A 14,628-nucleotide genomic window follows, 5' to 3' on the forward strand; every position below is an offset into this window, starting at 1 on the left:
AGAAAAACCAACGGAGAGCCGTATACAAGGAGACTTGTACGTACGGTTCGGGGGCAGGCTCTCGGAAACCTACCGTCGCAAGACGGCAAGGCGCCGAGTGCCGAGCCTACCCTCTACCACTATACGGGTTGCACCACTCCTTTCGTGCGCCTGTGGATCAGCTCTCTCACCGACAAAGCTATCCGTGAGGGACTGCGGAAACTCGAAGACGGCAGCAAATACGACAACCTCTACCTCGCCGCCAAAGCGCGGAGCGAATCCGACTGGCTCGTGGGCATCAACGGCACACAGGCGTTATCCATCGCCGCCGGACACGGCACGTATTCCGTGGGGCGGGTGCAGACACCAACGTTGGCTATGGTATGTGAACGCTACTGGGAGAACCGCCGCTTTACGTCCGAAGCATTCTGGCTGCTCCATATCGCAACGGACGGTTGCGACGGCGAAGTCGTGAAATTCTCATCCTCCGAGAAATGGAAAGAGAAAGAACCGGCGATGGAACTATATAATAAGGTAAAGGCGGCAGGTTGCGCCACTGTCACGAAAGCCGAGCGCAAGGAGAAGACGGAGGAAACTCCCTTGCTCTACGACCTGACCACGCTCCAGAAAGAAGCCAACGCCAAGCACGGCTTCACGGCGGAACAGACGCTTGAAATCGCGCAGAAACTCTACGAAAAGAAGTTGATAACCTATCCGAGAACGGGAAGCCGCTACATCCCCGAAGACGTGTTTGCCGAAATTCCCAAACTGCTCGCTTTCATCGGCACACAGCCCGAATGGAAAGACAAGGTGCGGGCAAAAGCCGCCCCGACACGCCGCAGCGTGGACGACGGCAAGGTGACAGACCACCATGCCCTGCTCGTCACGGGTGAGAAACCGCTCTTCCTCTCCAAAGAGGACAATACCATCTATCAGATGATTGCCGGGCGCATGGTCGAGGCATTCTCTGAGAAATGCGTCAAGGATGTGACCACTGTCACGGCGGAATGTGCCGGAGTGGAGTTTACCGTAAAAGGCAGCGTCGTGAAGCAAACCGGATGGCGTGCCGTCTATGGCGAGGAAAAAGAGGAAATTACCATCCCCGGCTGGCAGGAAGGCGACACGCTGACACCGAAAGGCTCGTCCATTACCGAAGGAAAGACCAAACCCAAGCCGCTGCATACCGAAGCCACCCTGCTCTCGGCAATGGAAACGGCGGGCAAGGAAATTGAGGACGACGCACTGCGGCAGGCGATGAAGGACTGTGGCATCGGTACTCCCGCCACACGCGCCTCCATCATCGAAACGCTTTTCAAGCGCGGTTACATGGAACGCTGCAAGAAGTCGCTTGTTCCCACCGAAAAAGGACTTGCCCTCAATTCCGTCGTCAAGACGATGCGCATCGCCGATGTTGCCATGACGGGCGAATGGGAAAAGGAGCTGGCGCGTATCGAGCGCGGGGAACTGTCCGCCGACACCTTCCGCAAGGAGATAGAGGCGTACACACGTGAGATAACCTCCGAACTGCTCTCGTGCGACAAGCTCTTCGGCAGCCGTGACTCCGGCTGCGCGTGTCCCAAGTGTGGCACGGGCAGGATGCGGTTCTACGGCAAGGTGGTACGCTGCGACAACACGGAGTGCGGACTGCCCGTGTTCCGGCTGAAAGCGGGACGCACCCTGTCCGACGATGAAATCAAAGACCTGCTCACCGAAGGGCATACCAAGCTGCTCAAAGGGTTCAAGAGCAAACAGGGCAAGAGTTTCGATGCTGTTGTCGCCTTTGACGGGGAATATAACACGACTTTTGTGTTCCCGGAGGCTAAAAAGGGCAAGAAATTTTCAGGACGGAAGAAATAGTATTAACTTTGCCACTTGTTCAGAGTAATGAATTGTTCTTCGATACCGGATTACACTCATACTTTGGATTTAGTGGTGGCACTCGGAGGGATACCGAGTGCCTTTTTCTTCCTTTTTCCAACCGATTATCCCGTTAATTATCAATCCGCTAAATCCAAAGTAATGAACAACAAGAAGAAAAACGAGGGTCAGACCGACTTTTCCTATTACGGTCTGTACCTGCTGGACTATCTCCGCACGAACAAGTTTGAACAGGCTGACGACACCGCTTTCATACGGGAACGGGCCGACCGTGCCGCCGAAACGTATGAGAGGGCACGGCTTGAAGGCTATCCCGCCGATGGTGCGCAGGAACTGGCGATGGACACGCTGCTGCGCGGGCTGCATTATTCCCGTTACGCCATCCTCCGCGAAGTCGTGGAAAACGAGTTTGCCGATGAAGTGCCGGAAGAGAAGCGTGAAGCCTTTGTCCTGAAACTGCTGCCGCTTGTCGGCAACGTGTTCTCCGTCTATGACCTCTCGGATGACAATTTCGCCCTGTCTTCCGATTACGACCTGCTCTACACGGAGCTGACGGGAGCAACCGTCCTTTACTTAGACGAATATGGCGTTTAACCGCAAACAGAAACTGCGGGACAACATCGAGGCGATACGGACGGCATTCATCCTTGACAGGGAAAACAGGACAGCGACAACCGAAGAGCGTGCCATACTTCAAAGGTACTGCGGTTTCGGCGGTCTGAAATGTATCCTCAACCCTGCAAAGGAACTGACGGATGCCGTCCGGTGGGCGAAATCCGACCTCGAACTGTTCGCCCCGACGGTGGAGCTGCACAGGCTTATCCGTGAGAACAGCAAGGACGAAACAGAGTACAAGCGGTTTGTGGATTCGCTGAAAGCGTCCGTGCTGACCGCTTTCTACACCCCCAAAGAGATAACCGACACCATCGCGGACGTGCTGGCAGATTACAGCGTCCGCCCCGCCCGTATGCTCGAACCGTCGGCAGGTGTCGGCGTGTTCGTGGATTCCATGCTACGGCACAGCCCCAATGCGGATGTGATGGCTTTCGAGAAGGATCTGCTCACGGGTACAATCTTGAGGCATCTCTATCCCGACCAGAAAATGCGCACCTGCGGTTTTGAGAAAATCGAAAGACCGTTCAACAATTATTTCGACTTGGCGGTGTCCAACATTCCGTTCGGTGACATTGCCGTGTTCGACGCGGAGTTTCAGCGGAGCGACTCTTTCGGCAGACGCTCCGCCCAGAAAACCATCCACAACTATTTCTTTCTCAAAGGACTGGATGCCGTGCGTGACGGCGGTATCGTGGCGTTCATCACCTCGCAAGGGGTATTGAATAGCACCAAGACCTCCGTGCGTAACGAGCTGTTCAGTCAGGCCAATCTGGTATCCGCGATACGCCTGCCCAACAACCTGTTCACGGACAACGCGGGGACGGAGGTGGGCAGCGACCTGATTGTCCTGCAAAAGAACCTCAGCAAGAAGGAAATGTCGCAGGACGAGCGGCTGATGACCGTGATACAGACGGACACGAAAACCGACCTGACCGACAACGCCTATTTCATCCACCACCCGGAACGCATCGTGCATACGACGTCGAAACTTGACACTGACCCCTACGGGAAGCCCGCTATGGTTTATCTGCACGAGGGCAAGACCGCAGGTATCGCCGGGGACTTGCGCCGGATGCTCAACGAGGATTTCCATTACAGGCTCGCCATGCGTCTGTATTCGGGAACAATCTGGCAGTCGGGAACGGAAGAAAAGGTTACCGTTCAAAAGGAGGCGGAGCGTCCTGCTATAAAATTGGAAACGGTATCTTCGGCGCAGACGGTGGAAACTCCGACGGAAAAACCGCAACCCGTTGAGGAAAAACCGGAGATAGAGCCACGTCCGAAATATTCTGACGGGGTGCAGCTCTCCTTGCTCAACCTCTGGGGGATGACGGAAGAGGTCAGCCAACCGAAAACCTCCAAAAAGAAAAAGACGGTGAAAAAGGCAGTTACGGCAAAGTCCACTCCGCCCAAACCGAAAGTCACGGTTACACCGACAGCTCCAACTGCAAAACCCGCTATGGAGAATAAGGAGGTGAAAGCGGAGAACACCGCCAAGCCTGCCGACCCGGACGACATCTATGCAAAGCTGGACTGGGAAACCAATCCTCCCATCAACGGCTTCTACGAGATGATGATGGAACTCACGCCGGAGCGCAGGAAGGAACTTCGGGAGCTGGCAAGGCAGCATAATGAAAAACATGAAAACAGAACGGTTGCGACGATCACGCCGGAAGTACCACGTGAACAACCCCGGCAGGAGGAAACACAGCCGGAAGCAGTCGCCGCACCTGCTGTTACCGATGCTCCACCGGAAACGGTGGCTACTTCCCTTTTTCCCGACATCGAACCGGAAAAGCCGAAGGAGGAAGTCGCGGACCTTACGCCGCGTGCCTACCATCGCACGCCGGAGATGCACCTGCGCGAAGGCTCGCTGGTGGCTGACCGGGGGCGTCATAACATCGGCTATCTGAAGGACATCACGCCATACGGGGCTACATTCCAGCCGCTCGACCTGAAAGGATACCAGAAGGAAAAGGCGTTGTTGTATGTGTCGCTGCGTGACGCCTACGAGCGTCTGTACCGTTATGAATCGCTCCGGCGCGAGGCAAATGTTCCGTGGCGAGAGCATCTGAATACCTGTTACGATGAGTTTGTCATGCGCTACGGCAACCTCAACGCCAAGCAGAACGTGAAGTTAGTGATGATGGACGCGGGCGGGCGTGACATCCTTTCGCTGGAACGGGTGGAGAACGGAAAGTTCGTCAAGGCGGACATCTTCGAGCATCCCGTTTCCTTCTCCGTGGAGAGCCATGCCAACGTAGGCTCTCCCGAAGAAGCCCTGTCCGCGTCGCTCAACAAATATGGCACGGTCAATCTCGACTATATGCGGGAGATAACCGACAGCACGGCGGAGGAGTTGCTCACAGCCCTGCAAGGACGCATCTATTACAATCCGCTCGTGACCGGTTACGAAATCAAAGACCGCTTCATAGCCGGGAACGTGATAGAGAAGGCGGAACGCATAGAGGCTTGGATGGGCGAAAACCCCGAAAGTGAGCGTATGCCGGAAGTGAAACAGGCGTTGGAGGCTCTGAAAGATGCCGAACCGCCGCGTATCGCCTTCGAGGATCTGGACTTCAATTTCGGGGAACGCTGGATTCCGACGGGTGTCTATGCCGCCTACATGAGCCGGCTGTTCGACACGGAGGTGAAAATCGCCTATTCCGCAAGCATGGACGAGTTTTCGGTTGCGTGCGGCTACCGCACCATGAAAATCACGGACGAGTTTCTGGTAAAGGGGTATTACCGGAACTATGACGGTATGCACCTCTTGAAACACGCCCTGCACAACACCTGCCCCGACATGATGAAGTCCATCGGCAAGGACGAGCATGGCAACGACATCAAGGTGCGCGACAGCGAGGGCATACAGCTCGCCAACGCCAAGATTGATGAAATCCGCAACGGTTTCTCCGAATGGCTCGAAGAACAGTCGCCGCAGTTCAAGGAACGGCTGACGACAATGTATAACCGCAAGTTCAACTGTTTCGTGCGCCCGAAGTATGACGGCTCGCACCAGACCTTCCCCGACCTCAATCTGAAAGGCTTGGCAAGCCGGGGTATCAAGAGCGTCTATCCCTCGCAGATGGATTGCGTCTGGATGCTGAAACAGAACGGCGGCGGAATTTGCGACCACGAGGTGGGAACCGGCAAGACGCTGATAATGTGCATCGCCGCGCATGAGATGAAGCGTCTGAAATTGGCACATAAGCCGATGATTATCGGGCTGAAAGCCAACGTTGCGGAGATTGCCGCCACCTATCAGGCGGCATATCCCAACGCACGTATTCTGTACGCTTCGGAGAAGGACTTTTCGACCGCCAACCGTGTGCGCTTCTTCAATAATATAAAGAACAACGACTACGATTGTGTCATCATGTCGCACGACCAGTTCGGCAAGATACCGCAGTCGCCGGAGTTGCAGCAGCGCATCCTGCAAGCGGAGCTTGACACGGTGGAGGAAAACCTCGAAGTGCTGCGGCAGCAGGGAAAGAACGTGTCGCGGGCTATGCTGAAAGGTCTGGAGAAGCGCAAACACAACCTTGAAGCGAAGCTGGAGAAGGTGGAACATGCCATAAAGTCACGCACGGACGACGTGGTGGATTTCAAGCAGATGGGCATCGACCACATCTTCATAGATGAGAGCCACCAGTTCAAAAATCTGACGTTCAACACGCGCCATGACCGTGTGGCGGGACTGGGCAACAGCGAGGGAAGCCAGAAGGCACTGAACATGCTCTTTGCCATACGCACCATACAGGAGCGCACGGGCAGAGACTTGGGAGCGACCTTCCTTTCGGGTACTACCATCAGCAACTCGCTGACGGAGTTGTATCTGCTGTTCAAGTATTTGCGTCCGAAGGAGCTGGAACGGCAGGACATCCGATGTTTCGACGCTTGGGCGGCGATATTCGCCAAGAAGACGACGGATTTTGAATTTAACGTGACGAACAACGTGGTTCAAAAGGAGCGTTTCCGCTACTTCATCAAGGTGCCGGAACTTGCCGCCTTCTATAATGAAATCACGGACTACCGCACGGCAGAGGACGTGGGCGTAGATCGTCCCAACAAGAATGAGATACTGCACCACATACCGCCCACGCCGGAGCAGGAGGACTTCATACAGAAGCTGATGCAGTTCGCCAAGACTGGCGATGCCACACTTCTGGGCAGGCTGCCGCTTTCGGAAACGGAGGAAAAGGCGAAGATGCTTATCGCCACCGACTACGCCCGCAAGATGGCACTCGACATGCGCATGATAGACCCGCATTATGAAGACCACCCCGATAACAAGGCGAGCCACTGTGCCAAGATGATCGCGGAGTATTACCAAAAATACGACGCGCAGAAAGGCACGCAGTTCGTTTTCTCGGACTTGGGGACATATCAGCCGGGCGACGGGTGGAACGTCTATTCGGAAATCAAGCGCAAGCTGACGGAGGATTACGGCATACCGCCAAGCGAGGTGCGCTTCATTCAGGAGTGCAAGACCGACAAGGCTCGGAAGGCGGTGATAGACGCCATGAATGCCGGAACGGTGCGTGTTCTGTTCGGCTCCACCTCCATGCTCGGAACGGGTGTGAACGCACAGAAAAGGTGTGTGGCAATTCATCATCTCGATACGCCGTGGCGACCGTCCGACCTGCAACAGCGTGACGGACGCGGAGTTAGAGCCGGAAACGAAATTGCCAAGCATTTCGCCGGGAACAACGTGGACGTAATCATCTACGCGGTGGAGAAGTCACTGGACAGCTACAAGTTCAACCTCCTGCACTGCAAGCAGACTTTCATCAGCCAGCTCAAAAGCGGTGCTATGGGGGCGCGTACCATCGACGAGGGGGCAGTGGACGAGAAATCGGGCATGAACTTTTCGGAATATATGGCGTTGCTATCCGGCAACACCGACCTGCTGGACAAGGCGAAACTTGAAAAGCGCATCGCCTCGCTCGAAGGGGAACGCAAGTCGTTTAACAAGGGCAAGCGTGATTCGGAGTTCAAGTTAGAGTCGAAGACGGGCGAGTTGCGTAACAACACGGCTTTCATAGATGCCATGACGGAGGACTGGAACCGCTTCCTTTCGGTGGCGCAGACCGACAGGGAGGGCAACCGCCTTAATATAATAAAGGTGGACGGTGTGGATTCCGCCGATGAGAAGGTTATCGGAAAGCGTTTGCAGGAGATAGCGAAAAACGCCACTACGGGCGGGCTTTACACACAGGTCGGAGAACTGTACGGTTTTCCGATAAAGGTGGTGAGCGAGAGGATACTCAAAGAGGGATTGGAGTTTACCGACAACCGCTTCGTGGTAGAGGGGAACTACAAGTACACCTATAACAACGGACATCTGGCAATGGCTGATCCGATGGCTGCCGCCCGAAACTTCCTGAACGCGATGGAGAGGATACCCTCCATTATCGACCAGTACAAGGCGAAGAACGAGGTGCTGGAGAGGGAGATACCGCAGTTGCAGGAGATAGCGGGCAAGGTGTGGAAGAAGGAGGACGAGCTGAAGCAGCTGAAATCCGAACTTGCCGCCCTTGACCGAAAAATACAGCTGGAACTTGCGCCGCCCACGCCCGAAGTCGCCGAAAAGGAGAAAGAAGGGCAACAGGTCAAGCCGGAAGCGGAAGATGTGAGGAACAGGCAGGCGCAATATCCCGAAAATGCACCGCCGCAGATACGCAGTCCGGCGGATAGTATCGTTGCCAACCATGTCATAATCGGGCGTCCGGGACTGTATGCCAAGGAGGAAACCCGGTTCAAAGGATTGAAAATATAACCTTAGGAATTTTATCTGAAGTATTAATAAGGGCTATCCCAAAAGGTCTAAAAGTAAATTTTATCCTTTCTGCAAGTATCTGTAGGATGGCAACTGCATTTTTTTCTTTTTGGGCAGCCCTTATTAAAATTTATTCTTATTTTAGGTTATATACATTCATGTCCATTTATGTAAAAAATCCTGCTGACCTTGTTTATGTCTTGTCAGTCACCATTTGCAAAACCATATTTGACCCTCAAAGAGGCTGAATTTGATAAGCAACTTGCTACATACTCATAATAAGGAGCTAAATAGAACACGAATGGGAAATACTCAAATGCCAAACTAAAGAAGATATTGGCCAAAATAAACGCTATACCGAGAGAGAAACTTGATTTTTCAACTTCCTAAAACAGTGTTGTTCAAACATTTCTACTTATTTGTACTTACCAGTTGAACCTACGTTTCCCTAATAAAATGTCTATGGTAAAAAGTTAAAAAATCCTCCTACTTTTGTTAGATATATTTTTTTGTGTAATTTTGTAATCGTTATGCGGCAGTAATAATATACATATTAATACGAGTTAGGAATCCTGTAGTTCTCATATGCTACGAGGAGGTATTAAAAGGTGCGTTTCGACAATGCATCTATTGTAGTATATTATTGCTTAATCCAAATGAATATTATAAATTTAGGAATTCTTGCTCACATTGATGCAGGAAAAACTTCCGTAACCGAGAATCTGCTGTTTGCCAGTGGAGCAACGGAAAAGTGCGGCTGTGTGGATAATGGTGACACCATAACGGACTCTATGGATATAGAGAAACGTAGAGGAATTACTGTTCGGGCTTCTACGACATCTATTATCTGGAATGGTGTGAAATGCAATATCATTGACACTCCGGGACACATGGATTTTATTGCGGAAGTGGAGCGGACATTCAAAATGCTTGATGGAGCAGTCCTCATCTTATCCGCAAAGGAAGGCATACAAGCGCAGACAAAGTTGCTGTTCAATACTTTACAGAAGCTGCAAATCCCGACAATTATATTTATCAATAAGATTGACCGAGCCGGTGTGAATTTGGAGCGTTTGTATCTGGATATAAAAGCAAATCTGTCTCAAGATGTCCTGTTTATGCAAAATGTTGTCGATGGATCGGTTTATCCGGTTTGCTCCCAAACATATATAAAGGAAGAATACAAAGAATTTGTATGCAACCATGACGACAATATATTAGAACGATATTTGGCGGATAGCGAAATTTCACCGGCTGATTATTGGAATACGATAATCGCTCTTGTGGCAAAAGCCAAAGTCTATCCGGTGCTACATGGATCAGCAATGTTCAATATCGGTATCAATGAGTTGTTGGACGCCATCACTTCTTTTATACTTCCTCCGGCATCGGTCTCAAACAGACTTTCATCTTATCTTTATAAGATAGAGCATGACCCCAAAGGACATAAAAGAAGTTTTCTAAAAATAATTGACGGAAGTCTGAGACTTCGAGACGTTGTAAGAATCAACGATTCGGAAAAATTCATCAAGATTAAAAATCTAAAAACTATCAATCAGGGCAGAGAGATAAATGTTGATGAAGTGGGCGCCAATGATATCGCGATTGTAGAGGATATGGATGATTTTCGAATCGGAAATTATTTAGGTGCTGAACCTTGTTTGATTCAAGGATTATCGCATCAGCATCCCGCTCTCAAATCCTCCGTCCGGCCAGACAGGCCCGAAGAGAGAAGCAAGGTGATATCCGCTCTGAATACATTGTGGATTGAAGACCCGTCTTTGTCCTTTTCCATAAACTCATATAGTGATGAATTGGAAATCTCGTTATATGGTTTAACCCAAAAGGAAATCATACAGACATTGCTGGAAGAACGATTTTCCGTAAAGGTCCATTTTGATGAGATCAAGACTATATACAAAGAACGACCTGTAAAAAAGGTCAATAAGATTATTCAGATCGAAGTGCCGCCCAACCCTTATTGGGCCACAATAGGGCTGACTCTTGAACCCTTACCGTTAGGGACAGGGTTGCAAATCGAAAGTGACATCTCCTATGGTTATCTGAACCATTCTTTTCAAAATGCCGTTTTTGAAGGGATTCGTATGTCTTGCCAATCCGGGTTACATGGATGGGAAGTGACTGATCTGAAAGTAACTTTTACTCAAGCCGAGTATTATAGCCCGGTAAGTACACCTGCTGATTTCAGACAGCTGACCCCTTATGTCTTCAGGCTGGCCTTGCAACAGTCAGGTGTGGACATTCTCGAACCGATGCTCTATTTTGAGTTGCAGATACCCCAAGCGGCAAGTTCCAAAGCTATTACAGATTTGCAAAAAATGATGTCTGAGATTGAAGACATCAGTTGCAATAATGAGTGGTGTCATATTAAAGGGAAAGTTCCATTAAATACAAGTAAAGACTATGCATCAGAAGTAAGTTCATACACTAAGGGCTTAGGCATTTTTATGGTTAAGCCATGCGGGTATCAAATAACAAAAGGCGGTTATTCTGATAATATCCGCATGAACGAAAAAGATAAACTTTTATTCATGTTCCAAAAATCAATGTCATCAAAATAATGGAGCGGTCAGGAAATTTCTATAAGGCAATACAGTTGGGATATATACTTATCTCCATTCTTATCGGATGTATGGCATATAATAGCCTCTATGAATGGCAGGAGATAGAAGCATTAGAACTTGGCAATAAAAAAATAGACGAGCTCCGAAAAGAAATAAACAATATCAATATTCAAATGATAAAATTTTCTCTATTGGGTGAAACAATACTGGAATGGAACGATAAAGATATCGAGCATTACCATGCACGGCGTATGGCAATGGACAGTATGCTTTGCCGTTTCAAGGCCACCTATCCAGCAGAGCGCATCGATAGTGTGCGCAGTCTTTTAGAGGATAAGGAACGACAGATGTTCCAGATAGTCCGGTTAATGGATGAACAACAATCTATTAACAAGAAGATAGCCAATCAAATTCCGGTTATTGTGCAGAAAAGTGTGCAGGAACAGTCCAAAAAGCCAAAACGAAAAGGTTTCTTGAGCATCTTCGGCAAAAAAGAGGGAACGAAGCCAACGACAACAACGACTACGCTCCGTTCATCCAATAGAAACATGGTCAACGAACAGAATGCGCAGAGCCGTCGATTGTCAGAACAAGCCGATAGTCTTGCTGCCCGTAATGCAGAACTTAACAGACAACTGCAAGGATTGATTTGCCAAATCGAAAAGAAGGTGCAATCTGATTTACAAAATAGAGAAAGCGAGATAACAGCCATGCGTAAAAAATCATTTATGCAGATAGGCGGCTTGATGGGATTTGTTCTTTTGCTGTTGGTCATTTCCTATATCATCATACACCGTGATGCAAAGAACATTAAACGATACAAACGCAAGACAACGGATTTGATCGAGCAATTGGAACAGTCCGTGCAACAAAATGAGATACTCATAACCTCCCGAAAGAAAGCGGTATATACTATTACCCATGAGTTGCGTACACCACTGACGGCAATAACCGGCTATACCGAACTTTTGCGGAAAGAATGCAATAGCGGTAATAATGGGCAATATATCCAAAATATACTGCAATCCTCCGACCGTATGCGGGATATGCTCAACACTTTGCTTGACTTCTTCCGCCTGGACAACGGCAAGGAACAGCCCCGTCTGTCACCCTGCCGGATTTCTGCAATCACGCACACACTTGAAACGGAGTTCATGCCTGTTGCCGTGAACAAAGGGTTGTCCTTGTCCGTGAAGACTGGACACGATGCCATTGTATTGACCGACAAAGAGCGAATAATACAAATCGGGAATAACCTGCTGTCAAACGCTGTCAAGTTCACAGAAGAAGGCGGTGTTTCTTTGATTACTGAATATGATAATGGAGTTCTGACACTGGTCATTGAAGATACAGGTACAGGCATGACAGAAGAGGAACAGAAACAAGCGTTCGGTGCGTTTGAACGTCTATCAAATGCCGCTGCAAAGGAGGGTTTCGGGCTTGGGCTTGCCATAATGCGTAATATTGTGTCGATGCTTGGCGGAACAATCCGTTTGGACAGCAAGAAAGGGAAAGGCAGTCGTTTCACAGTTGAAATTTCTATGCAGGAAGCTGAAGAACAGCTTGGATATACAAGCAATACACCTGTTTATCATAACAATAAATTCCATGATGTTGTCGCCATTGACAATGATGAGGTATTACTTCTAATGCTGAAAGAGATGTATTCCCAAGAAGGAATACACTGCGACACTTGCACCGATGCTGCGGCACTGATGGAAATGATACGCCAGAAAGAATACAGCCTGTTGCTGACAGACTTGAATATGCCTGGTATAAACGGTTTCGAATTGCTGGAACTGTTGCGTTCGTCCAACGTGGGCAATTCACCAACAATCCCGGTGGTTGTGGCAACCGCTTCGGGCAGTTGTAACAAAGGGGAACTATTGGCAAAAGGCTTTGCCGGATGCCTGTTCAAGCCGTTCTCCATATCGGAACTGATGGAGGTTTCCGACAGGTGTGCCATAAAAGCGACACCGGACGGGAAACCGGACTTTTCCGCCTTATTGTCCTATGGCAATGAAGCCGTCATGCTGGAAAAGTTGATAACTGAAACAGAAAAGGAAATGCAGGCGGTACGGGATGCAGCAAAAGAAAAAGACCTGCAAAAGCTGGATTCCCTGATCCACCACCTGCGCAGTTCGTGGGAGGTGCTCCGTGCCGACCAACCGCTGAATGTACTTTACGGATTGCTTCGTGGCGATGCTCTCCCGGATGGTGAAGCGTTAAGCCATGCCGTGACTGCTGTGCTGGATAAGGGAGTGGAAATAATACGGTTGGCAGAAGAGGAAAGGAGAAAATACGAAGATGGATAAGACAAAAATAATTGTGGTGGAAGACAACATCGTGTATTGCGAATATGTCTGCAATATGCTGTCACGGGAGGGCTACCGCAATATGAAGGCTTACCACCTCTCAACCGCGAAGAAACATCTGCAACAGGCAACAGATAATGATATCGTGGTTGCCGACCTGCGTCTGCCTGACGGCAGTGGCATAGACCTTTTGTGCTGGATGCGAAAGGAGGGAAAGATGCAGCCCTTCATCATTATGACCGACTACGCCGAAGTTAATACCGCCGTGGAAAGCATGAAACTCGGCTCGATAGACTATATTCCCAAACAGCTTGTGGAGGATAAACTTGTCCCCCTGATCCGTTCCATACTGAAAGAACGTCAGGCAGGACAACGCCGTATGCCTGTATTCGCCCGTGAAGGTTCCGCTTTTCAGAAAATCATGCACCGGATAAGGCTGGTAGCCGCCACCGACATGAGCGTGATGATATTTGGTGAGAACGGCACGGGTAAGGAGCATATTGCCCATCTGTTGCATGACAAGAGCAAACGTGCAGGCAAGCCATTTGTGGCGGTGGACTGCGGTTCACTCTCCAAAGAGCTTGCACCGTCGGCTTTCTTCGGACACGTCAAGGGAGCGTTTACAGGTGCGGACAATGCCAAGAAAGGATATTTCCATGAGGCGGAAGGCGGCACGCTTTTTCTGGACGAGGTAGGAAACCTCGCGTTGGAAACCCAACAGATGTTGCTCCGCGCCATACAGGAGAGGCGGTATCGCCCGGTCGGAGACAAGGCAGACCGGAATTTCAATGTCCGCATCATCGCTGCTACCAATGAAGATTTGGAAGTAGCGGTGAATGAAAAGCGTTTTCGGCAGGATCTTCTGTACCGCCTGCACGACTTCGGGATAACCGTTCCTCCGTTGCGTGACTGTCAGGAAGACATCATGCCGCTGGCAGAGTTCTTCCGTGATATGGCAAACAGAGAGCTGGAGTGTAGCGTGAGCGGGTTCAGTTCCGAAGCACGTAAAGCGTTGCTGACACACGCATGGCCGGGCAACGTGCGGGAACTTCGGCAGAAAGTTATGGGTGCTGTATTGCAGGCGCAGGAAGGTGTTGTCATGAAAGAGCATCTGGAACTTGCCGTGACGAAACCGACCTCTACTGTCAGCTTCGCCTTGCGCAATGACGCGGAGGATAAGGAGCGGATATTGCGTGCGTTGAAACAGGCAAACGGCAACCGGAGTGTCGCCGCAGAACTGCTCGGCATAGGCAGGACAACACTATACAGCAAACTTGAAGAGTATGGACTTAAATATAAATTCAAGCAATCATAGCCCGTAATTCACTGAATTTGGCTATCTTTGCATAACATTTGAGAAAAACGGCGATTGGCAGGAGCTTTTCGCCGCCAACATATAGGATAAGACCGCAAGGCGTTTCAAGCGAAAATCTGGTAAATTGGAACTACGGAGACGATTGCGTGATGCTTATGC

The 14,628-nt window shown here is 50.1% G+C and carries 5 protein-coding genes and 1 pseudogene; all 6 read left to right on the forward strand.

The features are described from left to right. Positions 1-111: 111 nt before the first annotated feature. Positions 112-1,836 (forward strand): annotated as a pseudogene (locus tag K6V30_RS20885) (type IA DNA topoisomerase); the annotation flags it as partial. Positions 1,837-1,998: 162 nt separating this feature from the next. Then, positions 1,999-2,451 (forward strand): DUF1896 domain-containing protein, encoded by a 453-nt coding sequence (locus K6V30_RS20890; protein WP_004304266.1) that lies wholly within the window; start codon positions 1,999-2,001, stop codon positions 2,449-2,451. Further along, on the forward strand, positions 2,441-8,254 hold the full coding sequence (locus K6V30_RS20895) for an N-6 DNA methylase (protein ID WP_005790817.1): 5,814 nt from the start codon (positions 2,441-2,443) through the stop codon (positions 8,252-8,254). Before K6V30_RS20890 ends, K6V30_RS20895 begins: the two co-directional genes overlap by 11 nt. Positions 8,255-8,910: 656 nt before the next feature. Next, positions 8,911-10,836, forward strand: coding sequence for a tetracycline resistance ribosomal protection protein Tet(Q) (gene tet(Q) / locus K6V30_RS20900; RefSeq protein WP_004293868.1), 1,926 nt, complete (start codon positions 8,911-8,913; stop codon positions 10,834-10,836). Further along, positions 10,836-13,154 carry a hybrid sensor histidine kinase/response regulator gene (locus K6V30_RS20905; protein WP_004348456.1) on the forward strand — a complete coding sequence of 773 codons (2,319 nt, stop codon included), beginning with the start codon at positions 10,836-10,838 and terminating at the stop codon, positions 13,152-13,154. The genes tet(Q) and K6V30_RS20905 overlap by 1 nt, the downstream gene beginning before the upstream one ends. Then, positions 13,147-14,469, forward strand: a complete 1,323-nt coding sequence (locus tag K6V30_RS20910) for a sigma-54-dependent transcriptional regulator (RefSeq protein ID WP_004293870.1) — start codon at positions 13,147-13,149, stop codon at positions 14,467-14,469. The genes K6V30_RS20905 and K6V30_RS20910 overlap by 8 nt, the downstream gene beginning before the upstream one ends. The last annotated feature ends 159 nt before the right edge of the window (positions 14,470-14,628 follow it).

It is taken from the genome of Bacteroides faecis (assembly GCF_020091505.1).
GTDB lineage: Bacteria > Bacteroidota > Bacteroidia > Bacteroidales > Bacteroidaceae > Bacteroides > Bacteroides faecis.

Bases quoted from the DNA above. Each gene is read 5' to 3' on its own strand.
- K6V30_RS20890 (WP_004304266.1), top strand. From the start codon at position 1,999: ATGAACAACAAGAAGAAAAACGAGGGTCAGACCGACTTTTCCTATTAC.
- K6V30_RS20895 (WP_005790817.1), top strand. From the start codon at position 2,441: ATGGCGTTTAACCGCAAACAGAAACTGCGGGACAACATCGAGGCGATA.
- K6V30_RS20905 (WP_004348456.1), top strand. From the start codon at position 10,836: ATGGAGCGGTCAGGAAATTTCTATAAGGCAATACAGTTGGGATATATA.
- K6V30_RS20910 (WP_004293870.1), top strand. From the start codon at position 13,147: ATGGATAAGACAAAAATAATTGTGGTGGAAGACAACATCGTGTATTGC.